Annotated in this window: 22 protein-coding genes; 8 read left to right on the forward strand and 14 right to left on the reverse strand. The window is 64.0% G+C overall.

Annotated features, from left to right (window positions below):
• The 3 genes from AX725_RS11885 to phaR all read right to left on the reverse strand — a co-directional run.
• On the reverse strand, positions 1 to 1212 hold a 1212-nt coding region (locus AX725_RS11885), incomplete at its 3' end, for an RNB domain-containing ribonuclease (protein WP_156458498.1).
• 58 nt (positions 1213 to 1270) lie between these two features.
• The gene (gene proS / locus AX725_RS11890) at positions 1271 to 2803 is read right to left on the reverse strand and encodes a proline--tRNA ligase (protein ID WP_060977367.1); all 1533 of its coding nucleotides are present in this window, start codon (positions 2801 to 2803) and stop codon (positions 1271 to 1273) included.
• 95 nt (positions 2804 to 2898) lie between these two features.
• Entirely contained in the window at positions 2899 to 3471 is a 573-nt protein-coding gene (phaR, locus tag AX725_RS11895) for a polyhydroxyalkanoate synthesis repressor PhaR (RefSeq protein WP_060977368.1), read from the reverse strand.
• 223 nt (positions 3472 to 3694) lie between these two features.
• Here phaR and AX725_RS11900 point away from each other — a divergent pair, with 223 nt between their 5' ends.
• Both AX725_RS11900 and AX725_RS11905 read left to right on the forward strand, forming a co-directional pair.
• A complete protein-coding gene (locus AX725_RS11900) occupies positions 3695 to 4579 on the forward strand; it encodes an alpha/beta fold hydrolase (protein WP_066117521.1) in 885 nt (294 codons plus the stop codon).
• 42 nt (positions 4580 to 4621) lie between these two features.
• Positions 4622 to 5794: an acetyl-CoA C-acetyltransferase gene (locus AX725_RS11905; RefSeq protein WP_060977370.1), complete on the forward strand. Its 1173-nt coding sequence runs from the start codon at positions 4622 to 4624 to the stop codon at positions 5792 to 5794.
• Between the two features lie 38 nt (positions 5795 to 5832).
• Here AX725_RS11905 and alr read toward each other — a convergent pair whose 3' ends face one another.
• The 3 genes from alr to AX725_RS11920 all read right to left on the reverse strand — a co-directional run bounded on the left by alr (position 5833) and on the right by AX725_RS11920 (position 10583).
• The gene (alr, locus tag AX725_RS11910) at positions 5833 to 6858 is read right to left on the reverse strand and encodes an alanine racemase (protein ID WP_060977371.1); all 1026 of its coding nucleotides are present in this window, start codon (positions 6856 to 6858) and stop codon (positions 5833 to 5835) included.
• A gap of 22 nt (positions 6859 to 6880) precedes the next feature.
• A complete protein-coding gene (locus tag AX725_RS11915; RefSeq protein WP_060977372.1) occupies positions 6881 to 8470 on the reverse strand; it encodes an MFS transporter in 1590 nt (529 codons plus the stop codon).
• Positions 8471 to 8585: 115 nt separating this feature from the next.
• Positions 8586 to 10583 carry an acetyl-CoA carboxylase biotin carboxylase subunit gene (locus AX725_RS11920; protein WP_060977373.1) on the reverse strand — a complete coding sequence of 666 codons (1998 nt, stop codon included), beginning with the start codon at positions 10581 to 10583 and terminating at the stop codon, positions 8586 to 8588.
• 63 nt (positions 10584 to 10646) lie between these two features.
• Here AX725_RS11920 and AX725_RS11925 point away from each other — a divergent pair, with 63 nt between their 5' ends.
• Both AX725_RS11925 and AX725_RS11930 read left to right on the forward strand, forming a co-directional pair.
• Positions 10647 to 10925 carry a type II toxin-antitoxin system RelE/ParE family toxin gene (locus AX725_RS11925; protein ID WP_060977374.1) on the forward strand — a complete coding sequence of 93 codons (279 nt, stop codon included), beginning with the start codon at positions 10647 to 10649 and terminating at the stop codon, positions 10923 to 10925.
• Between the two features lie 9 nt (positions 10926 to 10934).
• On the forward strand, positions 10935 to 11225 hold the full coding sequence (locus AX725_RS11930; protein ID WP_060977375.1) for a HigA family addiction module antitoxin: 291 nt from the start codon (positions 10935 to 10937) through the stop codon (positions 11223 to 11225).
• Between the two features lie 7 nt (positions 11226 to 11232).
• On the opposite strand, the gene bioB is transcribed toward AX725_RS11930, so the two are convergent.
• The 6 genes from bioB to AX725_RS11960 all read right to left on the reverse strand — a co-directional run bounded on the left by bioB (position 11233) and on the right by AX725_RS11960 (position 18001).
• Positions 11233 to 12228: a biotin synthase BioB gene (gene bioB, locus AX725_RS11935; RefSeq protein WP_230962488.1), complete on the reverse strand. Its 996-nt coding sequence runs from the start codon at positions 12226 to 12228 to the stop codon at positions 11233 to 11235.
• Between the two features lie 13 nt (positions 12229 to 12241).
• Positions 12242 to 12592, reverse strand: a complete 351-nt coding sequence (locus AX725_RS11940; RefSeq protein ID WP_060977377.1) for a hypothetical protein — start codon at positions 12590 to 12592, stop codon at positions 12242 to 12244.
• Positions 12589 to 14727 (reverse strand): methylmalonyl-CoA mutase, encoded by a 2139-nt coding sequence (gene scpA / locus AX725_RS11945; protein WP_060977378.1) that lies wholly within the window; start codon positions 14725 to 14727, stop codon positions 12589 to 12591. Before scpA ends, AX725_RS11940 begins: the two co-directional genes overlap by 4 nt.
• A gap of 24 nt (positions 14728 to 14751) precedes the next feature.
• Positions 14752 to 15534, reverse strand: coding sequence for an enoyl-CoA hydratase-related protein (locus tag AX725_RS11950; protein ID WP_066046083.1), 783 nt, complete (start codon positions 15532 to 15534; stop codon positions 14752 to 14754).
• A 232-nt stretch (positions 15535 to 15766) separates the two neighbouring features.
• Entirely contained in the window at positions 15767 to 16210 is a 444-nt protein-coding gene (gene mce / locus AX725_RS11955; protein WP_060978111.1) for a methylmalonyl-CoA epimerase, read from the reverse strand.
• 264 nt (positions 16211 to 16474) lie between these two features.
• Positions 16475 to 18001 (reverse strand): acyl-CoA carboxylase subunit beta, encoded by a 1527-nt coding sequence (locus tag AX725_RS11960; protein ID WP_066115015.1) that lies wholly within the window; start codon positions 17999 to 18001, stop codon positions 16475 to 16477.
• Between the two features lie 113 nt (positions 18002 to 18114).
• Between AX725_RS11960 and AX725_RS11965 the strand changes: the two genes are divergently transcribed.
• Positions 18115 to 19521: a helix-turn-helix domain-containing protein gene (locus AX725_RS11965; protein WP_060978109.1), complete on the forward strand. Its 1407-nt coding sequence runs from the start codon at positions 18115 to 18117 to the stop codon at positions 19519 to 19521.
• Between the two features lie 21 nt (positions 19522 to 19542).
• Here AX725_RS11965 and gor read toward each other — a convergent pair whose 3' ends face one another.
• Together gor and pgi are read right to left on the reverse strand one after the other, a co-directional pair.
• Positions 19543 to 20889, reverse strand: a complete 1347-nt coding sequence (gor, locus tag AX725_RS11970) for a glutathione-disulfide reductase (RefSeq protein ID WP_060978108.1) — start codon at positions 20887 to 20889, stop codon at positions 19543 to 19545.
• A 27-nt stretch (positions 20890 to 20916) separates the two neighbouring features.
• Positions 20917 to 22434, reverse strand: coding sequence for a glucose-6-phosphate isomerase (pgi, locus tag AX725_RS11975; protein ID WP_060978107.1), 1518 nt, complete (start codon positions 22432 to 22434; stop codon positions 20917 to 20919).
• Positions 22435 to 22557: 123 nt separating this feature from the next.
• Here pgi and lepB point away from each other — a divergent pair, with 123 nt between their 5' ends.
• Genes lepB through era form a run of 3 tightly spaced genes read left to right on the forward strand, consistent with a single transcriptional unit; the run spans position 22558 to position 24946 of the window.
• On the forward strand, positions 22558 to 23370 hold the full coding sequence (gene lepB, locus AX725_RS11980; protein ID WP_060978106.1) for a signal peptidase I: 813 nt from the start codon (positions 22558 to 22560) through the stop codon (positions 23368 to 23370).
• Positions 23367 to 24041, forward strand: coding sequence for a ribonuclease III (gene rnc / locus AX725_RS11985; protein ID WP_099046494.1), 675 nt, complete (start codon positions 23367 to 23369; stop codon positions 24039 to 24041). The genes lepB and rnc overlap by 4 nt, the downstream gene beginning before the upstream one ends.
• Positions 24038 to 24946 carry a GTPase Era gene (gene era, locus AX725_RS11990; protein WP_060978105.1) on the forward strand — a complete coding sequence of 303 codons (909 nt, stop codon included), beginning with the start codon at positions 24038 to 24040 and terminating at the stop codon, positions 24944 to 24946. Before rnc ends, era begins: the two co-directional genes overlap by 4 nt.
• Positions 24947 to 24990: the final 44 nt, after the last annotated feature.

Raw genomic sequence — 24990 nt, forward strand, 5'->3', positions numbered from 1 at the left:
GGGGGCGTCTGCAGAGCCTTGCGGTTGCGCAGGCCCCACCCCAACCCCTCCCCTGAAGGGGAGGGGCTTTTGGAGTGCCCCATCGATCGCCGCCTGCGCATCCTCATAGGCAATATTAGCCGCGAGCCTCACCAGCGCGCGGGTGAAGCGCCAGCTCTTGAGCTTACCCGCCTTGTCGATGACGAGGTGGCAGACCATCGCCGCGCGGTCCTGCCCCGCCTTCAGCGAGCACATATCCGCCGAAAGGACCTCAGGCAGCATCGGCACCACCCGGTCGGGGAAATAGACGCTGTTGCCGCGCTTGCGCGCCGCGCGGTCGATCGCGCCGCCGGGGCGGACATAATAGCTCACATCCGCGATCGCGACGATCGCACGATAGCCGCCTTCGTTGGCCGGATCGTCATCGGGCGTCGCCCAGATGGCATCATCGTGGTCGCGCGCATCGACCGGATCGATCGCAACGATCGGCAGATGGCGCAGGTCCTCGCGATGGTCGGCGGACAGCGGCAACTTCGCCGCGCGCTCGGCCTCTTCGATGGCGTCTGACGGAAAATCGTGCGGAATGCCGTATTTGTGAATCGCGATCAGGCTGAACGAGCGCGGCGCGAATGGTTCGCCCAGCACCTCGGTGACCTTGGCGCTGACCCGATCGCGCTGGCCATGCTGCTCGGCGAGCACGAGCTGGCCCGGCTCGGCATTCCCGGCATCGGAGATCGGCACCATACGGCGGATGCGCTTGTCGACGGGCTTGAGCCACAGCTTGCGCCCTTCGCCCCTCTCCACGACGCCGAGCAGCTGCTCGCTCGCGCGCTGCAGCTTCTTCATCACGAAGGCGCGATAGCCGCTGCCGGCCTCTTCGGTGCGCGCCAGCACCCGGTCGCCCACTGCCAGCGCGCCGGACCGCCCGCGCTCGGACAGGCGCACGCGCGGCATCGGCACGCCCTCGGCCTGCCAGTTGTCCGGGACCGCGATCAGCTCGCGGCCCTCCACCTCGATCACCTTGAGCACGGTGACCTTGGGCAGGCCGCCCATCTTGTGGAACGCGCGGCCCTTGCTGCTGTCGATCAGGCCTTCATCGGCCATGTCCTTGAGCAGCGCCTTGAGCGCAATCTTCTCCGCGCCCTTGAGCCGAAAATGCTTGGCGATCTCGCGCTTGCCCGCCTCGTCCTGGCTCTCGCTCAGGAATTTGAGGATATCGTCGCGGCTGGGCATGCCCGCTGCCGCGCGATCCGGTTTCCCCTTGCCTGAGCGAGCGCCCGCCACCCCGGGCTCAATAGGCCCGGGCGAGCAGCACGCGCTCGACCGCAGGACCACCGGTGAAGAAGCAGGTCGCGCCCGCCGGGGACGAACCCTCGGGCGTGTTGCGGATGGTGAGCTTCAGCGCCTTCAATTGTTCGACCACCTCGTCCAGAGCCTCGCCGGTCGGGCGGCACCAGTCGACCGCGACCCAGCCGGGATATTTGCTGCCCTCGAAATGCGCCTTGAGCCCATCGAGATCGGTGACGTCGTTGCGGATCTCGGCATCGAGCCGCTGCTTGGCTGAGCAGAACATCAGCGTCTGGATCTGGTCGAGAAGTGCCGGGGCCTGGCCGACGAACGATTCCCAGTGCATCGCCTGGTTGGCGAGCTTGCCGTCCTCGCCATAAAGCGAGTCGCGGCGCAGCATCGTCACCTGTTCGCCCGCCGCATCGCGTCCGCCGATCTCGAGGATGATCGGCGCGCCCTTCTTGACCCAGCCCCAGCGCTTGGGACCCGCCTTGCCCGGCTTCTTGTCGATCAGCACGCGCAAGGGCTCGCCGAAAGCCGAGGCGTCGATCAGCGCGTTGCGGATCCTGGTGCAATAGGCGAGCAGCGCTTCGTCCTCGGGCGCCTCGCGCAGCATCGGCACGATCACGATCTGGTGCGGCGCGATCTGCGGCGGCACCTTGAGGCCATCGTCATCGCCATGCGTCATGATGACCCCGCCGACCAGACGCGTCGATACGCCCCAGCTGGTGGTGTGCGCGAACTGGAACTGGCCCTCGCGGTCCTGGAAGCGGATGTTCTGCGCGTGCGCGAAATTCTGGCCGAGATAATGCGAGGTGCCGGCCTGCAGCGCCTTGCCGTCCTGCATCATCGCCTCGATCGAATAGGTCGCAACTGCACCGGGGAAGCGCTCGTTCTCCGGCTTTTCGCCTGCGATCACCGGCATGGCGAGCGGCCCTTGCGCGAAATCGCGGTACATCTGCAGGATGGTCAGCGTCTCGGCCATCGCATCCGTTTCGTTCTCGTGCGCGGTATGGCCTTCCTGCCAGAGGAATTCCGAGGTGCGCAGGAACATGCGGGTGCGCATTTCCCAGCGCACGACATTGGCCCATTGGTTGACCATGATCGGCAGGTCGCGCCAGCTCTGCAGCCAGCGTGAAAAAGCGGTGCCGATCACCGTTTCCGATGTGGGGCGCACGACCAGCGGTTCTTCGAGCTTGGCTTCAGGATCGACGACCAGCGCGCCGTCCTCCATCTTCAGCCGATGGTGCGTAACGACCGCCATCTCCTTGGCAAAGCCTTCGACATGCTCCGCCTCCTTGGCGAAATAGCTCAAGGGAATGAACAGCGGGAAATAGCAGTTCTCGTGGCCGCTTTCCTTGATCTTGCGGTCGAGAAGCATCTGGATGCGTTCCCAGATGCCATAGCCCCAGGGGCGCATGATCATGCAGCCGCGCACGCCCGATTCCTCGGCGAGATCGGCTTCCTGGATGACAGCCTGATACCAGGCGGCAAAATCTTCCTGCCGGGTGACGGGCAGCGCGTTCTTCTGGCTCACGTGAATTTCAGTCCTGCAATCAAGATAGGCCCGCGTGCCTAGGCTCTGCCGAGCCAACAGGCAATTGCCTGTTTCCGTTCCAGGCGGCCTATCGGTTATTTCTTGTCGACAAGATCGTCGATCTTGCGCTGCATGGCCGACAGCTGGGCCTTGAGCGCGGCGATTTCGTCATCGGACGACGCGGCGACCGGCTGGGCCGGGCTGGCCGGCTTGTCCTTGCGCGGAGTGAAGGCGCTAGATGCCGCTTCGAACATTGCCAGATTCTGCCGAGCGAGCTGGGCGAACGGGCTGTTCTTGATGCTGCCTTCCATCGCGCTCTGGAACTTTTCCTGGTTCTTGCGAAAGGCTTCCATCGAGGCTTCGAGATATTGCGGGATCATCGACTGCATCGAATTGCCGTACATCGAGATCAGTTCGCGCAGAAAGCCGACGGGCAGCATCTGCTGGCCGCTCGATTCTTCTTCCATGATGATTTGCGTGAGGATGTTATGGGTGATGTCGTCGCCGGTCTTGGCATCAACAACCTGGAAATCCTTGCCTTCGCGGGTCAGCTTGGCAAGGTAGTCCAGCGTGATATAGCTCGACGACCGGGTGTTGTAGAGGCGACGGTTGGCGTATTTTTTGATGATGATGACATCATCCGAATCCGAGGTGCCAGATTTGGCCATGCGTGCATCTCCCGTTCAATCCCATGAGACTGTAGCACCGCAGCATAGTGCACTGCAACATGCACCCCGCCCTTTACCACTTTTCCTGGCACTGGCACGCCAGCAGCTCGCGGACGATCCGCCGCGACTGATCCAGCTTTTGCAGGCGCTTGACCGCTATGGCCGCGCAGATCGCAGCTTTTTGCGCCAACCCGGGACAGTCTTGCTGCAACACGGCAAGGCCATGTTGCGCAGTGCAGCAGGCGAAACGGCGCAGGGCGATGCCGCGCCCCCGCAGATCGTGTTCGTCCCCTCTCCGATCAACGCGCCGCATGTGCTCGACATGGATGCCGATTGCTCGCTGATGGGCTGGCTGGGCGGGCATGGCCTGTCCTCGGCCCTGGTCGACTGGGGCACCACGACCCCCGAACACCGGGACCATGATCTCGATCATCTCGCCACCCGGCTGCTGCTGCCGATGCTGCAGAAGATCGGCCGCCCGGTGCATCTGGTGGGCTATTGCCTGGGCGGAATGATCGCCATGGCTGCAGCCTGCCATATCGAGGTGCGCAGCCTGACGATGATCGCAACGCCCTGGCATTTCAGCGGCTATCCTGCGAGGCGCCGGGCAGAGCTGACCGCGATGTGGCAACACCATCGCCCGGCGTGCGAAGCGATGGGGCTGGTGCCGATGGAGGTGATGCAGCATGGCTTCTGGACGCTTTCGCCTGCCAAGCTGATCGAGAAATATCTGAAATTCGGAGCCATGCCCGAGGACAGTTCCGCCGCGCGCCGCTTCGTCGCGGTCGAGGACTGGGCCAATGGCGGCGAGCCCCTGCCCTTCGCGCTGGGCGCGCAGTTGTTCGAGCAGCTCTATCGCGATGACCGAAGCGGCAGGGGCAAATGGGTGATCGAAGACGTAACCATCGCACCCGACAAGGTGCGCGGTCCCGTAATGGAATTCGCTTCGGCGAGCGATGCCATCGTTCCGCTGGCCTGCTCGCCGGATGTGCCGGGGCGCGAGGTGCTGGCTTCGGGCCATGTCGGCATGGTCATCGGCGGCAGCGCGCCGACCACGCTGTGGCCAATGGTCAGGCGGTGGATATTGTCACACGAAGCTTCTACATAACGAACACGATCGAACCTCCCCAGCCATTGGAGAACGCCCATCATGTCGAACATCGTCATCACCGCCGCCAAGCGCACCCCTGTGGGCAGCTTTCTGGGGGCCTATGCCGCGACCCCCGCACACGAACTGGGCCGCATCGCGATCGAGGCCGCGCTGGCGCAATCGGGGCTCTCGCCCGAGGAAGTTTCGGAAGTGATCCTCGGCCAGGTGCTCACCGCAGCCCAGGGCCAGAACCCGGCACGCCAGGCCTCGCTCAACGCGGGCGTGCCCAAGGAAGTCCCCGCCTATGGCGTCAACCAGGTCTGCGGATCGGGCCTGCGCGCGGTCGCGCTCGGGTTCCAGTCGATCGCCAATGGCGACGCGGATGTGGTGATTGCGGGCGGACAGGAAAACATGTCGATGTCGCCGCACGCGCAGATGCTGCGCTCGGGCCAGAAGATGGGCGACATGAAGCTGGTCGATACCATGGTCTATGATGGCCTCACCGACGTGTTCAACCAGTATCATATGGGCATCACTGCCGAGAACCTGGCCGAGAAATACCAGATCAGCCGCGAGGCGCAGGACCGCTTTGCGGTTCGCTCGCAGAACCTCGCCGAGGCCGCGCGCGCCGAGGGCCGCTTTGCCGACGAGATCGCGCCGGTCACGATCAAGGGCCGCAAGGGCGATACGATCGTCGACCAGGACGAATATATCCGCGCCGGCGCGACCTATGACAGCGTCGCTGGCCTCAAGCCCGCGTTCAAGAAGGACGGCACCGTCACTGCCGCCAATGCCTCCGGCCTCAACGACGGCGCGGCCGCGCTGGTGCTGATGCGCGAAGAGGACGCCGCCAAGCGCGGGCTCACCCCGCTGGCGCGGATTGCCAGCTGGGCGTCGATGGGAGTCGACCCGTCGATCATGGGCATCGGCCCGGTCTCGGCGAGCCGCCGCGCGCTCGCCAAGGCGGGCTGGAAGGTCGAGGACCTTGATCTCATCGAATCGAACGAGGCGTTCGCTGCGCAGGCGCTCTCCGTCACGCAGGAAATGGGCTGGGACCCCGAAAAGGTGAACGTCAATGGCGGCGCGATCGCCATCGGTCACCCGATCGGCGCCAGCGGCGCGCGCGTGCTCACCACTTTGCTCTACGAAATGGGCCGCCGCGACGCCAAGAAGGGCCTGGCAACCCTTTGCATCGGCGGCGGCATGGGCATTGCGCTGACGGTCGAGCGGTAAGGCCACGCCGTCGTCCGGCAACAGCCGGGCCCAGGCGCTCAATCTACCCAGATCCGGTCGAACCGTCGGCCGATCTGGGTGAGCCATTCATACTGGCTGATGCCGGTCGCCTGCTGTACTTCGGGAAGCACCACATCAGCGGCAATCCAGTCCCCCTCGCCCAGATAGGGTGCGGCGCTGAGGTCGATGCACGTCAGGTCCATCGACACACGCCCCAGGATCGGCAGGCGTGCATCGCCATGCCGGAACGCGCCGATCGACGACAAAGCCCGCTTGAAGCCATCGGCATAGCCCAGCGCCAGGGTCGCGGTGCGCATGTCATGCTGCGCGACAAAGGTTGCGCCATAGCCGATGCTGTCGCCCGCGCGGACATGACGCACCTGCAGGATTCGCGTCTCCAGCCGCATCACAGGCCGGATATGCTCAGCCAGCACATCGCAGGGCACGCCGCCATAGAGCGCCAGACCCGGCCGGGTGCTGTCGAAATGATAGGCATTCCCCAGCGCAATCCCTGCACTGTTGGCGAAGCTGTAGCGCAGCGCCTTCACACCATGCCGCACCTGCTCGAAGCGTTCGAGCTGCTGAGCGTTCTGCGCGCTGTCTTCGTCCGCCGATGCCAGATGGCTCATGCACAGATCGACATCGAGCCCGGCGCACAGGGCGGCAAGATCGTCGCGCCAGTCCAGCCCCAGTCGGCTCATGCCGGTATCGATCATCACATGACAGCGCCCGCCACCTGCGTCGCGCCAGCGGGCGATCTGTTCGGCGCTGTTGAGCACAGGCACCGCCCATCCGGCGAGCGCTGCGGCCTCCTCACCCGGCGCGATACCATGCAGCACGGCGACCCGCGCCGGATCGACCTTCCCGGCCAGCGCCTGCGCCTCGCCCCAATGCGCTACGAAGAAATCGCGGCATCCCGCGGCCGACAGCCGCCGCACGACCTCGGCCGCGCCCAGGCCATAGCCATCGGCCTTGACCGCTGCGCCCGCAGAGGCGCTTCCGCTCAATCGATCGAGCGCGCGCCAGTTGGCGACCAGCGCCCCGCCATCGAGCACCAGCCGCATGTTTGCCTGTGCTGAAACGGCCTCAGCCAATATCGTCCTGCCCCGAGGTTTCCGGCAGCCAGATCAGCGACACGGTGAACGCCATCACGACCACGGCAATGGTGTACCACAGCCCCGAATAGGCATCTCCCGTGCGCGCGACGATATATTGCGAGATATAGGGCAGGAATCCGCCAAAATAGCCGGTGCCGATATGATAGGGGATCGACATCGAGGTATAGCGGATCTTGGCCGGGAACAGTTCGACCATGATCGCGGCGACCTGACCATAGGTCATCGCCGACAGCGCCACCATCAACGCGACCGACAGGATGATCAGCAAGGGCTGGCGCGAGGCCGGATCGGACTTGTCGGGATAGCCCGCCTTTTCGAGCGCGGCGACATAGGCCTTTTCGTCATAGCCGCGCACGACCGTGCCGCCGACGCTCAGCGCCACGGCATCGCCATCGACCTTGGTATAGCTTATGCCGCGCTTGCTGAGGAAATTGAGCGCCTTGCCGCACTCGGTGGTCTGCGTGCGCTGCAACGCATTGAACGCGCATTCGGGCATGGCGAGCGTGACCGGCGAGGTCTTGGTCGCGGCTTCGAGCGCGGGATTAGCCGCTTGCGCCATCAGGTGGAACAGCGGGAACAACAGTACCACCGTCAGACCATAGCCGATCAGCAGCAACCGCTTGCGCCCCACCCGGTCGGACAGCCAACCGAAGAATACATAGAGCGGCGCGGCCAGCGTGGCGCCTGCGGCCATGTATAGCAACGCATCTTCCTCTGCGACGCGTGCGGTGCCGGTAAGAAAATAGAGCGTGCCGAACTGCGAGGTGTAGTAGATCACCGTCAGACCCGCGGCGACGCCGAACAGCGCGACCATCACCCGCTTGATATTGCCGGGATAGCGCAGGCTGTCCATGAACGGGTTCTTCGACGTGGAGCCTGCGGCCTTCATCGCCTGGAAGACCGGGCTTTCGGATAGCTTCATGCGGATATAGAGCGAGATCGCAAGCAGCAGGATCGAGATCAGGAACGGCACGCGCCAACCCCAGGCGTTGAAATCCTCAGGGGTCATCAGCTTGCGCGTCGCCAGCACGCAGATCACCGCGAGCAGGAAGCCGCCCGCGACCGATGCCTGGATCCAGCTGGTATATTGCCCGCGCTTGCCCGGCGGAGCGTGCTCGGCGACATAGATGGCAGCGCCCCCATATTCGCCGCCCAGTGCCAGCCCCTGCAGGCAGCGCAGCACCAGCAGCAGTGCCGCGGCCCAGACTCCTGCGGTGGCAAAGGTCGGCAGCAGACCGATCGAGGCGGTCGCGCCGCCCATCAGCGAAATGGTGACGAGGAACGTGTACTTGCGCCCCACCTTGTCGCCCAGATAGCCGAACAGCACCGCGCCCAGCGGACGCACACCGAAGCCCGCGCCGAAGATCGCCAGCGAGGCGAGCGTGGCGGCGGTAGGATTGTCCGACGGGAAGAACAGCTGGCCGATCAGCGTCGCCAGGATCCCGTAGACGAAGAAATCATACCATTCGAATACCGTGCCGAGCGAGGATGCGACGATCACCAGCCGGTCGCGGCTAGCGTCGAAATCCTGCCCGTCTGCTGCAGCCGTTGCGGCCATCCAGCGCTCTCCCCATCCAGTCCCTAGGGCGTCAGTCTATGGAGAGGATTTCGAGCGCAATCAACTGTCCAGCCCGTTCCCTGACCGGACAGCGATCACTTCCTCTATGGACCGCTTATTCCAGCTCCAGGATCACCGCGTCGACCGCCAGGCTGTCGCCTTCCGTCGCGCTGATCGTCTTGACCGTCGCGGCCTTTTCGGCGCGCAGGATGTTCTCCATCTTCATCGCTTCCACGATCGCGAGCGGTTGGCCGGGTTGCACCTTGTCGCCTTCGGCCACGTGCAGCTTCACCAGCAGGCCGGGCATCGGGCAGAGCAGGAAGCGCGACAGATCGGGCGGAACCTTCTCGATCATGTGCCGGGCGTGCGCGGCAACATGTGCGGGCAGCACCTCGAAACTGTGCGTCGCACCGCGGGCGGTCAGCGCAAAGCCGGTGCGGGTGCGCTGGACCTTGACCGCGAGCTCGTCGCTTTCTTCCTCGTCGCCGAAATCGGCCACCGCGAGCCGGTCGCCCGGGGTGTAGCCCATCGACAGGTCGACGACTTCACCATCGACGACGATGGCATCCTCGCTGACCGAGACCTCCATCGCGATATCGCCCTTGCGCACGCGCCATTCGGACGGCGGGGTCAGGCGGTTGCCGAGCTGATCGGAGACGCGCAGTGCACGATCGGCCTCTGCGGTGGCGATGAAAGCCGCCATCGCCGCCAGACGCCGCAGCAATTCAGGCGAGGCCGGCGCACCGTGGAAGCCATCGGGATATTCCTCGGCGATAAAGCCGGTGGTGATATTGCCCGAGCGGAAGCGCTCATGCTGCATCAGCGCCGAGACGAAATCGAGATTGTGCCCGGGCCCCTCGATCTCGAAGCGGTCGATCGCGGTGATCTGCCGGTCGATGGCGTCGAGCCGGGTTTCGCCATAGGTAATCAGCTTGGCGATCATCGGGTCGTAATGGATCGAGACCTCGCCGCCCTCTTCCACGCCATCGTCGACGCGCACGCCCTTTTTCTGCTTGGGCGGGTTGTAACGGACCAGACGCCCGATCGAGGGCAGGAAGCCGCGATAGGGGTCTTCGGCATAGACGCGGTTCTCGACCGCCCAGCCGGTCAGCTTGATGTCGTCCTGCGTGAAGGCCAGCGGCTCGCCCTGCGCGACGCGGATCATCTGTTCGACCAGATCGAGCCCGGTGACGAGCTCGGTCACGGGATGCTCGACCTGAAGCCGGGTGTTCATCTCGAGAAAGTAGAAGCTGTCGCCGGTGGTGTCCGCGCCCGAGACGATCAGTTCGACCGTGCCCGCGCTGTAATAGCCCACTGCGCGCGCGAGGGCCACGGCCTGTTCGCCCATCTTCTTGCGCATTTCGGGGCTGACGAAAGGCGATGGCGCTTCCTCCACCACCTTCTGGTGGCGGCGCTGGATCGAGCACTCGCGCTCGCCAAGATAGACGATATTGCCATGCTGGTCGCCGAGCACCTGGATCTCGATATGGCGCGGCTGTTCGATGAACTTTTCGATGAACACGCGGTCGTCGCCAAAACTGTTCAGGCCCTCGCGCTTGGTCGCCTCGAAGCCTTCGCGCACGTCCTGTTCGCTATAGGCCAGGCGCATGCCCTTGCCGCCACCGCCCGCCGAGGCCTTCATCATCACCGGATAGCCGATCTCGCTGGCGATGCGCACCGCATGCTCGGTATCCTCGATCTCGCCGACAAAGCCGGGGACGACATTGACGCCCGCCTGAAGCGCCAGCTTCTTGGATTCGATCTTGTCGCCCATGGCAGCGATCGCGCCAGGGGGCGGGCCGATAAAGGTGATGCCTGCCGCTTTCAGCGCCTCGGCAAAGCTGGTGCGTTCGGAGAGGAAACCATAGCCGGGATGTACCGCATCCGCGCCGGTCGCCTTGCATGCCTCGATAATCTTGTCCGCCAGCAGATAGGACTGCGCGGCGGGCGACGGCCCGATATGCACCGCCTCATCCGCCATCTCGACATGAGGGCTGCGCGCATCGGCATCCGAATAGACGGCGACGGTCTTGATGCCCATCTTGCGGGCCGTGCGGATAACGCGGCAGGCGATCTCGCCCCGGTTTGCGATCAGGATTTTGGTGATTGGCATATCAAGGCCCCGTTTGAGTATGACATGATTGACGTGTCATGGGTTGCATGAGATGAAGGCAAGGTGATCGTCAGCTTTGCCAATCGCGCCACGGAACGCTTTGCCCAAACGGGCAAATCCAAATTCGGCGGGTTGGATGTAGCCAAAGCCATGGCGCGTTTGCAGTTGCTGCATGCGGCAACCGCGCTGGAAGACATTCCGCCGTTGAAATCGGTGGGGTTGCACAGCCTTTCGGGTGACAGGCAAGGCCAATGGGCGATGACCATCAACGGCCCTTGGCGACTGGTCTTCCGATTTCGCGATGGCCATGCCGAAGATGTTGAGATTGTGGATTATCATTGAGGACGTGAGATGACCGACTTTGCCTTTACCCAGGTTCATCCCGGCGCGGTGCTCAAGGAAGAGCTGGAAGCGCGCGGCCTTTCTGCCAACGCCTTTGCGCTGAAACTGCGCGTACCGCCGCAGCGGATACAGGATATTGTCGCCGGAAGACGCGGCATCAGCCCCGAAACCGCATTGCGGTTGGAGGCTAGCCTCGGCACCCCGGCCCGGCTGTGGCTTAACATGCAGGCGGCCTACGATCTGCATCAGGCGCAGGCCAAATATGGCGAGGCGGTGAAGCGCGAGGTGGCAGCGGCGTAACCCATACTTACTCCGCCGCCTCCAGGTGCCCGTGCGGCTGAGCGGCCATCGGTTTCATGCCCAGCTTGGCGAGCAGCGCACCATCCTTGTCGTCGCCGGCATTGGGTGCGGTGAGCAGCTTGTCGCCGGTGAAGATGCTGTTCGCGCCAGCCATGAAGCACAGGGCCTGGCAGCTTTCCGACATGCTCTCGCGGCCCGCGCTCAGGCGCACCATCGAATGCGGCATGGTGATGCGCGCGACGGCGACGGTGCGGACGAACTCGATCTCATCGATCTTCGCCAGCGGCGTATCGGCGAGCATGTCGCCGAGCACCGTGCCCTTGACCGGGACCAGCGCGTTGATCGGCACGCTTTCCGGGTGCGGCATGGTGGCGAGCGCGTGGATGAAGCCGATACGGTCGGCGCGGGTCTCGCCCATGCCGACAATTCCGCCGCAGCACACGTTGATGCCCGCCGAGCGCACGTTTTCCAGCGTTTCCATCCGGTCCTCGAAGGTCCGGGTGGTGATGACATTGGCGTAGTTCTCGGGCGCGGTATCGATATTGTGGTTGTAGTAATCGAGCCCCGCATCGGCGAGCGCCTTGGCCTGCGACGGGGTGAGCATCCCCAGCGTCATGCAGGTTTCCATGCCCATTTCGCGCACGCCCTTGATCATCGCGGCAAGCTTGGGGATGTCCTTGTCCTTGGGGTTGCGCCAGGCCGCGCCCATGCAGAACCGGCCCGAGCCATGGTCCTTGGCTTGCGCCGCCGCCTGCAGCACCGCCTGCACGTCCATCAGCTTGGTCGCCTTGACGCCGCTATCGGCATCCTTGGACTGGCTGCAATAGCCGCAATCTTCCGGGCAACCGCCGGTCTTGATCGACAGGAGGGTGGAAAGCTGCACCTCGTTGCGCGGGAAATTCGCCCGATGCACGCTCTGCGCCTCGAACATCAGGTCGTTGAACGGCAGATCGAACAGCGCGGTGATTTCCTCGCGGGTCCAGTCGGTTCGGGCTATCATCATCAATTCTTCCATTTCATTCGAACACATTGACCCAATTGGACAGGAATGCCCCCGTCCCAAGCGTCAGCAACCACATACAGGCGCCACGCGACCAGCTTACCGTGCGATCGACCGGCTTGCCCTTCATCCGCAGCACGACAACCCGATCGGCGGCAACGATGGCGATCAAGGCTGCGGCCGCGACGACGAAGATCACGATCGCAAGGTTGCGCTTGGAGAAGCTGCTGTCGGAACCGGACAATGACAGGACAGCGCCGAGGATCAGCAGCGCCAGCGTCGCGAGATATTTGAGGAAATCGTAGAGCAGCAGCTCGGGATCCCCCTCGCCGGGCTTGACGCCTTCCGTTGGCGCATCATCGCTCATTCCGCAGCTTCCTGCAGCGGCGGCATATTGTGGCCGAGCAGGCGCAGCACGTCCGCCGCACACTCGACGACATTCGATCCCGGGCCATAAATGCCCTGCACCCCAGCATCGCGCAGATACTCGTAATCCTGCGGCGGAATCACCCCGCCCGCGATCACCTTGATGTCGTTGCGCCCGGCTTCCTTGAGGCCGCGAATGAGTTCGGGGATCAGCGTCTTGTGTCCGGCGGCAAGCGAGGATGCACCGACGACATCGACGCCGGTCTCGAGCGCCAGCACCACCGTTTCTTCCGGCGTCTGGAACAGCGGACCCGACACGACATCAAAGCCCATATCGCCAAAAGCCGAGGCGATCACGTTCGCGCCGCGATCATGCCCATCCTGGCCCATCTTGGCGACGAGCATCTTCGGCTTGCGCCCCAGGCGGCGCTCGACCGCCTTGACGCCATCGACCACCTGCGCCCAACGGCTGTCGTCCTCGTATGGCGCGGCGTACACGCCCTTGACCGGGGTCGGGCGCGTTGCATAGCGGCCGAACACGTCCTCCATCGCCGCGCTGATCTCGCCCAGCGTCGCGCGGGCGCGTGCGGCCTCGACCGCGAGTTCGAGCAGATTGCCCTTGGCTCTGGCACCTCCACGCAGCGCATCGAGCGCCGCCTGGCACGCGGCCTCGTCGCGCGCGGCCTTGACCGCGTTGATCCGCGCGATCTGGCCTTCGCGCACCTTGGCGTTATCGACCTCGAGCGTTTCGAGCAGGTCTTCGTTGGCAAGGCGGTATTTGTTCACCCCGACGATCACGTCATCGCCGCGGTCGACCCGCGCCTGACGGCCAGCGGCGGCTTCCTCGATCATCGCCTTGGGCCAGCCCGCTGCGACCGCCTTGGCCATGCCGCCTTCGCTCTCGACTCGCTCGATGATCTCCCAGGCCTTGTCGACCAGTTCCTGCGTCAGGCTCTCGATATAATAGCTGCCGCCCAGCGGATCGACGACCTTCGTCATCCCGGTCTCTTCCTGGATGACGATCTGCGTGTTGCGGGCGATGCGCGCGGAAAAATCGGTGGGCAGCGCGATCGCCTCATCCAGCGCATTGGTGTGCAGCGATTGCGTGCCGCCCAGCATCGCGGCCATCGCCTCGATCGTGGTGCGGATGACGTTGTTGTACGGATCCTGCTCGGTCAGCGATACGCCCGATGTCTGGCAGTGCGTGCGCAGCATCTTCGAGCGTTCGTCCTTGGCGCCCAGCTTGGTCATCACCCGATGCCACAGCACACGCGCGGCGCGCAGCTTGGCGATTTCCATGAAGAAGTTCATGCCGATGGCGAAGAAGAACGACAGCCGCCCGGCGAACTTGTCGATATCGAGGCCCGAGGCGACGCCGTATTTCACATATTCCATGCCGTCGGCGATGGTGAAGGCGAGCTCCTGCACCTGCGTCGCGCCGGCCTCCTGCATGTGGTAGCCGGAGATTGAGATGCTGTTGAACTTGGGCATCTCGCGGCTGGTATAGCCGAAAATATCCGAGATGATCCGCATCGAGGGCTCGGGCGGGTAGATGTACGTGTTGCGGACCATGAACTCCTTGAGGATGTCGTTCTGGATGGTCCCGTCGAGCAACCTGCGCTCGACCCCCTGCTCCTCGCCCGCGACGATGAAGAAGGCGAGGATCGGGATCACCGCGCCGTTCATCGTCATGCTGACCGACATCTGATCGAGCGGAATCCCGTCGAACAGGATCTTCATGTCCTCGACGGTATCGATCGCCACGCCCGCCTTGCCGACATCGCCGGTGACCCGCGGATGATCGCTGTCATAGCCGCGATGCGTGGCGAGGTCGAAGGCGACCGAAAGCCCCTTCTGCCCGGCGGCGAGGTTGCGGCGATAGAAGGCGTTCGATTCCTCGGCGGTCGAAAAACCGGCATATTGCCGGATCGTCCAGGGCCGACCCGCATACATGCTGGCGCGCACCCCGCGGGTGAACGGCGCGAAGCCGGGAAGGCCGGGATCGACCGATACGTCGTCCGCCGTGTAGAGCGGCTTGACCGCGATCCCCTCCGGCGTCTGCCAGGTAAGATCGCGCCCCTTGACCTCCTTTTCGGCCAGAGCCTGCCAGTCGGTGATATTGGGTGTATCGGTCATTCTATCGGTCCCGTGTGGTTAGGTTCAGCTGCCGGTGAAGTTCGGCTTGCGCTTTTGCAGGAAGGCGATCGCGCCTTCGCGTGCGTCGTTGGTGTCGCCCGCGATCCGCTGGCCCTCGGCCTCGCGTGCCAGCGCGGTATGGAAATCGCATTCGAGCGCCTCGACCAGGTTCTTGCGCATGATGCCGAGCGCGACGGTCGGCATCGCGGCGAGCCGCTTGGCCAGCGCCATGGCCTCGTCCATCAGGCTGTCATGCTCGACCACCTTGTAGACCATGCCCCAGTCATGCGCCTTGGCGGCGGGGATTTTCTCGCCCAGCATCATCATCTCGGTCGCGCGCGCCTTGCCGATCAGCCGGGTCAGCATCCAGCTCGCGCCGCCATCGGGCACCAGGCCGATATTGACGAACGCCTGCAGGAAATAGGCCTTGTCGCTGGCGATCACGAAATCGGGGGCCAGGCCGATCGAGCAGCCGACACCGGCGGCAGGGCCATTGACCGCACTGATCGTCGGGATGTGCAGCCGGTGCAGTTTGAGCAGCATCGGGTTGTAATGCTGGGTCAGCGCCTTGTAGCTGCCCTGCCCGCCCGAGATCGAGCTGTCCCGCCCGCCGGAGAGGTCCGCGCCCGAGCAGAAACCCTTGCCCGCGCCGGTGATGACCAGAGCGCGCGCATCGCCGAGCCGGTCGAGCGCATCGTTGATCTCACCCGCCATGGGGAGCGAACAGGCATTGAGCCGCTCGGGCACGTTGAGCGTGATCGTGGCAATCTGGTCGGCAATATCGAGCTTTATGGTTTCGTAGGTCATGGTCGCAACTCTCTCCTGTTATCCCCCTCCCCCTTGCCGGGAGAGACATCCCCACCCCTCTCCCTCGATGGGAGAGGGCTGCGAAGACTTGGTGCTCAAAGCACCTAGTCGAAGCTGGGTGAGGGTGAAAATGCGCCAATATCCGCGCCCATCACCCTCATCCAACTGCGCCTAGCCGGCTCCGCCGACAAGGCTCCGTATCCTTCTCCCTTCAAGGGAGAAGGTTTGATGCTCAATGCCCCTCGCCCTTGGGCGTCTCCATGATCTCGGTCAGCACCCCGCCCATGTCCTTCGGGTGCACGAAGAAGATCAGCGTCCCATGCGCGCCGATGCGCGGCTCGCCCAGCACGCGCTTGCCTAAGCCCTCGAACTCCGCCTTGGCCGCGTGAATATCGGGCACCTCATAGCAGACATGATGCTGCCCACCGCTCGGGTTCTTCTCAAGGAACGACGCAATCGAGGCATTGCCCGGCAGCGGCTCGATCAGCTCGATCTGCGTGCCATTCAGCGCGCCATCCGCTCCCGGCGTATCGACAAAGCAAACCTTCACCCCCTGTTCGGGCAGGTCGAAAGGTTCATGAATCTTGGTCGCGCCCATGACATCGCGGTAGAACACGATCGAGTCCGCTATGGAGGGCGTAGCAACCCCGATGTGGTTCAGTCTTCCCAGCTTCACTGGCGTATTCCTCTCTCAAATCCCGTCAAGCTGAACTTGTTTCAGCATCCAATCGGCTCCCCGTAACGTCGGCGCGTGGGGCGAGCTGGACCCTGAAACAAATTCAACCCGAAGCCTTGGGGCGCGGGTCATACACCGCATCGAAAAATTCGATCATGAATACCTGATGACCATGTAGACGATAGCGCCCACGGTGACCCCAAGGGCTAAAATTGCGACCTGAGTCGCATCTTTGCGTGAGGAGTTGTTGTTCACGCGCTGCTCCTAAAGCGGAATATTGTCATGCTTCTTCCACGGGTTCTCGAGGCTCTTGTTCCGCAGCTTGCGTAGCCCCAGCGCGATCCGCCGACGGGTCGAGTGCGGCATGATCACCTCGTCGATAAAGCCCTTGCTTGCCGCCACGAACGGGTTGGCGAAGCGCGCTTCGTATTCCTTCGTGCGCTCGGCGATCTCTTCGGGCGTACGCCCACGGAAAATAATCTCGACCGCGCCCTTGGCCCCCATCACCGCGATTTCCGCAGTCGGCCAGGCGTAGTTCAAGTCGCCACGCAGGTGCTTGGATGCCATCACGTCATACGCGCCGCCATAGGCCTTGCGGGTGATGACGGTGATCTTGGGCACGGTCGCCTCGGCATAGGCGAAGAGCAGCTTCGCGCCGTGCTTGATGATGCCCGAATGCTCCTGCGCGACACCGGGCAGGAAGCCTGGCACGTCGACAAACGTGATGATCGGAATGTCGAAGCAATCGCAAAACCGAACAAAACGCGCGGCCTTTTTGGACGAGTTGATGTCGAGACAGCCCGCCAGCACCATCGGCTGGTTGGCGACCACGCCTACGGTGCGGCCCTCGATGCGCCCGAAGCCGGTGATGATATTGCCCGCATGCGTGGGCTGAAGCTCGAAGAATTCGCCCTCGTCGAGCGTCTTTTTGATCAGCTCGTGCATGTCATAGGGCATGTTCGGATTGGCCGGGATCAGCGTGTCGAGGCTGTTCTCGATCCGGTCCCAGGGGTCGGCGGTCGGGCGCTCGGGCAATGCTTCGCGGTTCGACAGCGGCAGATAGTCGATCAGGTCGCGCGCGGCGAGCAGCGCCTCGATGTCATTATCGAACGCGACATCGGCGACGCCCGACTTGGCCGTATGCGTCACCGCCCCGCCCAGTTCCTCCTGCGTCACCACCTCGTTGGTCACCGTCTTCACCACATCGGGGCCGGTGACGAACATGTAACTCGAATCCTTCACCATGAAGATGAAGTCGGTCATCGCCGGGCTGTAGACCGCGCCGCCCGCGCAAGGCCCCATGATCACCGACAGCTGCGGCACCACGCCAGAGGCCAGCACGTTGCGCTGGAACACCTCGGCATAGCCGCTCAAGGACGCCACGCCTTCCTGGATGCGCGCACCGCCGGAATCGTTGAGGCCGATCACCGGCGCGCCGACCTTCATCGCCATGTCCATGATCTTGCAGATCTTCTGCGCGTGCCGTTCGGACAATGAGCCGCCGAACACGGTGAAATCCTGGCTGAACACGAAGACCAGGCGGCCATTGACCGTTCCCGATCCGGTGACCACGCCATCGCCGGGGATCACCGTGTCCTGCATGCCGAAATCGACGCAGTTATGCTCGACATACATGTCATATTCTTCGAAGCTGCCCGGATCGAGCAGCACGTCGATCCGCTCGCGGGCGGTGAGCTTGCCCTTGGCGTGCTGTGCCTCGATGCGCTTGGTGCCGCCACCCAGATGCGCCTTGTCGCGCCGGGCTGCCAGTTCTTCCAATATGGCCTGCATCGCATCCTCTTCAGCTGAAATCGGGACCCTTCCTTTCCAGCCTTTGACCCGACACGCAAATGTTAAATAGCGAACTTGCAAACCGCCAGTTTGCAAACTAGTCGATCGGCACGATGTCTCGCCGCAAACGCCTTTATGCCGGAGCCCGCGTCCGCGCCGTCCGCCGCCATTCCGGCCTCAACCAGGCCGCGATGGCCGAGGCCTTGGGTATTTCGACCAGTTACCTCAGCCAGATCGAAAATGACGAGCGGCCGATCACGCCGCAGGTGCTCACCCAATTGTCGCGGCACTTCGCGTTCGAGCTGGAGGACGCGCCCGAGGGTGCGCCGTCGCTCAACTGGCAGAGCCTGCTCGACGATCCGGTGCTGGGCGGGCTGGAGATCGATCCGGTGCGCTTTGCGCGGCTGCGCGACAGCCATCCCGAGATCGCGCACCTCATCACCAACCTCTATCAGGGCTATCGCCAGGCGCAGGAGCGCTCGGCGATGCTCGATGACAGCCTGGCGGCGACCGGGCAGCACAATGCGCGCCTGCCTTGGGAAGAGGTGCGCGACTGGTTTCATGAATCGGGCAACTATATCGACCAGCTCGATCGCAATGCGGAGCAGATTGCCGGGGAACTGGGCGAGGACCTCACCCCCGATGGCCTGATCGCCCGGCTGCACCGCGACCATGGCATCACAGTGAAGCCGCTGCGCGCCGCCGATCCCAATGCCCCGCTCAGCCAGTACGATGCCGCAAGCCGCACGCTCTATCTAGCGGAAGGGATCGCACCGGAATCGCGCTATTTCATGCTCGCGCACCGGCTGATGGCGCACGAGATGCGTTTTGCCATCGCGATCCTCGCCGCCAATGCCAAGCTCAAGAGCGAGCAGGCGCAGAAGCTGGTCTCGGTGGGCCTCGCCAATTATGCCGCCGGAGCGCTCGTCATGCCCTATGCGCGCTTTCGCGAGGCGGCGATGGCGTGCCGCCATGATATCGATCAGCTGACGCACCGCTTCGGTGTGAGCTTCGAACAGGCCTGCCACCGTCTATCGACGCTGCAGCGCCCCGGCGCGCGCGGGCTTCCGGTCTTCTTCTGCCGGGTGGACATGGCGGGCAACATTACCAAGCGGCACAGTGCCACCCGGCTGCAGTTCGCCCGCTTCGGTGGCGCGTGTCCGCTCTGGGTGGTGCACGAGGCCGCCGCCATCCCCGACCGTATCCTGGTGCAGATGGCCGAAACGCCTGACGGGCTGCGCTACGTGTCGATGGCCAAGGGGCTGGTCAAGCCGTCGGGCAGCTATGGCCGCAAGCCGCGCCGCTACGCGGTCGCGCTGGGCTGCGAGGTCGAGCATGCCCGCCATTTCATCTATGCCGACGGGCTCGATACCGCGGCCGCCGGGGCCGTGACCCCGATCGGCATCAGCTGCCGCACCTGCCCGCGCGACAATTGCGACCAGCGCGCCTTTCCGCCGACCGATCGCCCGCTGGTGATCGATCCCGACCGGCGCGGCATGGTGCCGTACCGGATCGGGTAACGATCAAAAGCGCAGCGGCGCTTACTTCATCAGCACAAGCTCTTCGGCCATGCTGGGGTGCAGGGCAACGGTATCGTCGAACGCCTGCTTGGTCAGCCCCGCCTTGACCGCGATCGCGGCGGCCTGAAGGATTTCCGGCGAATCCGGGCCGATCATGTGCAGCCCCAGGATCTTGCCCGAGGGCTCTTCGGTGATCATCTTGTAGAGGCCACGTTCGGCGCGGTGTGCGAAGACGTTGCGCATCGGGCGGAAATCCGCCGAATAGACGCGGATATTGCCATAGCGGTTGCGCGCCTCGCCTTCGGTCAGCCCGACCGAGGCGATCGGGGGCTGCGAGAACACGGCGGTCGGGATGCAATTGTAATCCACGGTCTTCGGCTTTCCGCCGAACACGGTGTCGGCGAACGCCTGGCCCTCGCGGATCGCCACCGGGGTCAGCTGCACCCGGTTGGTGACATCACCCACCGCATAGATGCTGTCGCACGCGGTCTTGCTGTATTCGTCGACAGGGATCGCGCCCTGATCGTCGGTCTCGATGCCGACATGCTCGAGCCCCAGCCCCTCGACCTTGGGCACGCGGCCCGTGGCGACCATCACGATATCGGTGTTGATCGGGTCATGCCCCTTCAGGAACACGTCCAGCGTGCCGTCCTCGCGCTTCTCGATCTTCTCGAACGGGGCCTTGAACTTGAACTCGATACCCTTGGTCATCGAAATCTGCAGCAGGCGATCGCGCAGCGATTCATCATAGCCGCGCAGGATCGTGTCGCCGCGATTGACCACGGTGACGCGGGTGCCGAGCCCGTTGAGGATGCCGGCGAACTCGTTGGCGATATAGCCACCGCCCGCGATCACCGCACGGCGCGGCAGTTCCTCGAGATGGAACATCTCGTTCGAGGTGAGACAATGTTCGGAGCCCGGGAATTCGGGCACATAGGGCCGCGCACCGACCGCGATCAGGATATATTTCGCGCTGATCTCCTGCCCGCTCGCCAGCTTCACCCGGTGCGGCGCGATGATCTCTGCGCGCTCCTCGATGATCGTGACATTGTGGTTGGTCAGCGTCGACTTGTATGCCGCATTGAGCCGGTCGACATCGCCCAGCACGCGGTCGCGCAGCACCTGCCAGCTGAACTTGGTGCCCTCGATGTCCCAGCCGTAATTCTGCGCATCTTCAAGGTCCTCGGCGAAGTGCGATCCATAGACCAGCAGCTTCTTGGGCACGCAACCGCGGATGACGCAGGTGCCACCGACGCGATATTCCTCGGCGACGGCGACCTTGGCGCCATAGGACGAGGCGATACGCGAGGCGCGCACCCCGCCGGACCCTGCTCCGATGACGAACAGGTCGTAGTCAAACTCACTCATGCGAAAAAACTCCTGGGTTCGTGTCCCTTACAGGCCCGCCGCCTCGATCAGCGCAGCGGTGGAGGGGTCGAAATCGCCGGACTGGCGGTTGCCCATGGATTTGGCGATTTCCTTGCCCAGTTCAACACCGAACTGATCAAAAGGATTGATCCCCAGCAGCATGGCATTGGCGAAGGTGCGGTGTTCGTAGAACGCGATCAGCGCACCCAGGCTTTGCGGATCGACATTGTCGAGCAGGATCGTCATCGAAGGCCGGTCGCCGGGATAGCTGCGCTGCGGATCGTCGCTGGCCTTGCCCTGCATCAGCGCCGCGCCCTGCGCGAAGCAGTTGGTCAGCAGCGCGCGGTGATGCGCCTCGTCGAATTCGTGCGCGCTGAGGCGCGACGCGATGAACTCGACCGGCACCAGATGCGTGCCCTGATGCAGCAGCTGGAACACCGCATGCTGCGCATCGGTGCCGACGCCACCCCAGGTGATCGGCGCGCTGGCGCGGCCGAGCGGCGATCCGTCGCGGCGCACGCCCTTGCCGTTGCTCTCCATTTCCAGCTGCTGGAGATAATCGGGGAGCAACCGCAGCCGCTCGTCATAGGCGAACACCGCACGCGTCTGGCAATGACGGACCTGCGCATAATAAAGGTCCGCAAAGGCCGCGAGCACGGGCATGTTGGCAGAGAGCGGCGCAGTCGCGAAATGCCGGTCCATCGCCAGCGCCCCGGCGCGGAACTCGGCAAAGCCGTTATTGCCCAGCGCCATCGCAACGGGAAAGCCGATGCTCGACCAGACCGAATAACGCCCGCCCACGGTCTCGGAAAAAGGCAGGATGCGCGTCTCGTCGATGCCGAATTCCATCGCCTTTTCGGGCGCGGCGGTCAGTGCGACGAGCTGGCCATAGGGATCTTCCACCCCGCCGCCGCGCAGCCAGTCGATCGCACTTTCCGCATTCATCAGCGTCTCGGTGGTGGTGAAGGTCTTGGACGCGATCGCGACCAGCGTCTTTGCGGGATCGAACCTGTCCACCGCCTCGGACAGCGCCTCGCCATCGACATTGGCAACGACCGCCACATCATAGCGGTCGCTGTCGCGGCACAGGGCATCGATGATCAGCTTGGGCCCAAGCGCCGAACCGCCGATGCCGATGTGCAGCACATGCTTGATCTCGCCGAACACGCCCTGGTCGATCGCTTCGACCAGCGCCGCCATGCGCTGGTGCAGCCGCTGCGCGTTCTCGACCGAATCCTCGGCGCCCATGCCACGCTCGGCCGGGTGCTCGGCGGCGCGATCCTCGCTGGTGTTGATCTTGGCGCCCGCGAGCAGCTGATCGCGCATGCCCGCCAGATGCATCGCTGCGGACAGTTCCTCGAACTTCTTGATCAGCGCGGCATCGAGATGCGTCTTGGAAAAATCGAACAGGATGTCGGTGCCCGCCAGCGGGATGCGGTGCGACAGGTTCGATACTCGCGCCGTATCATCGGCAAACAGCGTGGCGAGGGTCGGGCGCGGCATTTCTGCAATCGATTGCCAAATGGCATCGGCTTGGACGGACATCGTGTACCTTTCAGGCTGGGGGCGCTGGGGCGGGGTTTAGCGGGCCGATCCCGGCTTGGCGAGAGGCTTTGCCCGCTCGCGATGGGACTTGACGCCGGATTGCCGGGTCATCAAAGGGGAAAAATGACCGAAACCGCCGCCACATCGCCCAAGCCCAAGTCGGAAACGGCGGACTTTCTGCAATTTCTGGTCAAGCTTGCGATCTTCTTCTTCATTCTGCGTAGCTTCATCGTCTCGCCGTTCAATATCCCTTCGGAATCGATGCAGCCCCGGCTGGTGGTCGGCGACTATCTGCTCGTGTCGAAATGGTCCTATGGCTATTCGCGCTACAGCCTGCCGTTCAACCTGCCGCTGATCCCCGGACGCATCTTTGCCAGCCAGCCCGAGCGCGGCGACGTGGTGGTGTTCAAGGCGCCGCCGGGTGCCAGCGCGGACTATATCAAGCGCGTCATCGGGTTGCCTGGCGATACCATCCAGATGCGCGATGGCGTCGTGTGGCTCAACGGCAAACCGATTGCGAAGAAGCGTATTTCCGATTTCGTCATCCCCGTCTCGCCCAATACGCGCTGCTATGACCGCAGCTTCGAGCTTCCGCGGCCCGATGGCAGCGCCGTGTGCAGCTATCCGCGCTTTCAGGAAACGCTTCCCAACGGCAAGACCTACAATGTGCTCGACCTGATCGACGCGCCGCGCGACACGACCGAAGCGATCATCGTTCCGCAAGGTCACATGTTCCTGATGGGCGACAATCGCGACAACAGCCTCGACAGCCGTTTTCCCGCCGTCGAAGGCCAGGGCATCGGCATCGTACCGCAGAAATATCTGGTCGGCCGCGCGCTGGTCACGGTGTTCTCGACCGATGGCTCGGCGAGCTGGTTCCTGCCCTGGACCTGGTTCTCCGCCGCGCGCTGGGACCGCATCGGGGAAGGCTTTTGAGCGCTGAGCCAGACCTTGCGGCGCTGCTGCCCATCCTCGATTACAAGCCGCGCCAACCTGCCCTGTTCGTCCAGGCGCTGACCCATGGCAGTACGGGGGTGACTCCCGATTATCAGCGGCTCGAGTTTCTGGGCGATCGCGTCCTGGGCATGGTGATCGCGGAACTGCTCTACACGCGCTTTCCCAAGGCGGCCGAGGGGCAGATGTCGGCCTTTCTCAACCGGCTGGTCTCGCGCGAAAGCTGCGCGCAGATCGCCCGCGCGTGTAACCTCGGCCCGCTGATCCGGCTGGGCAAGCAGGCGCGCGACGATGGCGGCGCGGGCAGCACGAACATCCTGGGCGATGTGGTCGAGGCGCTGATCGGCGCGCTCTATATCGATGGGGGTCTTTCGGTCGCGCGCGCGTTTGTCGAGCGGCACTGGGCCGACCGGATCGGCGCGATCAGCGAAGCGCCGCGCCATCCCAAGTCCGAGCTGCAGGAATGGGCCGCCGCGCGCAATCGCAAGACCCCGGTCTATACGCTGTTGCGCAAGTCGGGGCCTGACCATGATTTGCGCTTTACCGTGCAGGTCGAGATCAAGGGGCTGGGCATCGCCGAGGCCACCGGCACCAGCAAGCAGGAGGCCGAAACGCTGGCCGCAAAACAGTTTCTCGCGGAGCATGGACGATGAGCGAAGATACCAATCCCACCCGCTGCGGCCTTGTCGCGGTGCTCGGTGCACCCAATGCGGGCAAATCGACCCTGGTGAATCAGCTGGTCGGGCAGAAGGTCGCGATCACCAGCCCCAAGGCGCAGACCACGCGCACCCGGCTGCTGGGCATCGCGCTGGCAGGCCCGGCGCAGATCATGCTGGTCGATACGCCCGGAATTTTCGATCCCGATCGCCGCTTCGATCGCGCGATGGTCAATGCCGCCTGGGAAGGATCGGACGGCGCAGACGTGATCGCACTGGTCGTCGATGCCAAGGCCAAGCGCTCCGACCGGCTCGAGCGACTGGTCGAGCAGGTCGCGATGCGGCCCGAGCGCAAGATCCTGGTGCTCAACAAGGTCGATATCGCCGCCAAGGACAAGCTGCTGGTCCAGGCGCAGCATCTGCACGCGGCGGGCGGGTTTGATGAAGTGTTCTTCATCAGCGCGCTGACCGGCGATGGGGTCGAGGAACTCAAGGCCTGGCTTGCCGCTGCGATGCCCGAAGGCCAGTGGCATTTCCCGGAAGACCAGGTTTCCGACGCCAGCGAGCGCCTGCTCGCCACCGAGATCACACGCGAGCAGCTGTTCAACCAGCTCCACGCCGAACTGCCTTATGCCAGCGCGGTGGTCCCCGAAAAGTATATCACCCGCAAGGACGGCTCGATCGAGATCCACCAGCAGATCCTCGTCGCGCGGGACACCCAGCGCGCGATCGTGCTGGGCAAGGGCGGTGCGCGGATCAAGGAAATCGGCGAACGCGCGCGCGCAGAGCTGTCAAAGGTGCTCGGCGTTCCCGTCCATCTGTTCCTGCACGTCAAGGTACAGGAAGGCTGGGACGAGGACCGCGAGATCTACGAGACGATCGGCCTGGGCTGGGTGAAGTAACCAAAGCTATGCGTTAGCCGCCCGAATCCCTATCTGGGATGGCA

This window comes from Blastomonas sp. CCH9-A1 (genome assembly GCF_001557175.1).
Classification (GTDB): Bacteria; Pseudomonadota; Alphaproteobacteria; order Sphingomonadales; family Sphingomonadaceae; genus Blastomonas; species Blastomonas delafieldii_A.

Coding starts and splice junctions, on each gene's coding strand:
- phaR (WP_060977368.1), bottom strand. CDS start 3,471: ATGGCCAAATCTGGCACCTCGGATTCGGATGATGTCATCATCATCAAA.
- AX725_RS11900 (WP_066117521.1), top strand. CDS start 3,695: ATGTTGCGCAGTGCAGCAGGCGAAACGGCGCAGGGCGATGCCGCGCCC.
- AX725_RS11905 (WP_060977370.1), top strand. CDS start 4,622: ATGTCGAACATCGTCATCACCGCCGCCAAGCGCACCCCTGTGGGCAGC.
- alr (WP_060977371.1), bottom strand. CDS start 6,858: ATGCGGCTGGTGCTCGATGGCGGGGCGCTGGTCGCCAACTGGCGCGCG.
- AX725_RS11915 (WP_060977372.1), bottom strand. CDS start 8,470: ATGGCCGCAACGGCTGCAGCAGACGGGCAGGATTTCGACGCTAGCCGC.
- AX725_RS11920 (WP_060977373.1), bottom strand. CDS start 10,583: ATGCCAATCACCAAAATCCTGATCGCAAACCGGGGCGAGATCGCCTGC.
- AX725_RS11930 (WP_060977375.1), top strand. CDS start 10,935: ATGACCGACTTTGCCTTTACCCAGGTTCATCCCGGCGCGGTGCTCAAG.
- bioB (WP_230962488.1), bottom strand. CDS start 12,228: ATGATGATAGCCCGAACCGACTGGACCCGCGAGGAAATCACCGCGCTG.
- AX725_RS11940 (WP_060977377.1), bottom strand. CDS start 12,592: ATGAGCGATGATGCGCCAACGGAAGGCGTCAAGCCCGGCGAGGGGGAT.
- scpA (WP_060977378.1), bottom strand. CDS start 14,727: ATGACCGATACACCCAATATCACCGACTGGCAGGCTCTGGCCGAAAAG.
- AX725_RS11950 (WP_066046083.1), bottom strand. CDS start 15,534: ATGACCTACGAAACCATAAAGCTCGATATTGCCGACCAGATTGCCACG.
- AX725_RS11960 (WP_066115015.1), bottom strand. CDS start 18,001: ATGCAGGCCATATTGGAAGAACTGGCAGCCCGGCGCGACAAGGCGCAT.
- AX725_RS11965 (WP_060978109.1), top strand. CDS start 18,115: ATGTCTCGCCGCAAACGCCTTTATGCCGGAGCCCGCGTCCGCGCCGTC.
- gor (WP_060978108.1), bottom strand. CDS start 20,889: ATGAGTGAGTTTGACTACGACCTGTTCGTCATCGGAGCAGGGTCCGGC.
- pgi (WP_060978107.1), bottom strand. CDS start 22,434: ATGTCCGTCCAAGCCGATGCCATTTGGCAATCGATTGCAGAAATGCCG.
- lepB (WP_060978106.1), top strand. CDS start 22,558: ATGACCGAAACCGCCGCCACATCGCCCAAGCCCAAGTCGGAAACGGCG.
- era (WP_060978105.1), top strand. CDS start 24,038: ATGAGCGAAGATACCAATCCCACCCGCTGCGGCCTTGTCGCGGTGCTC.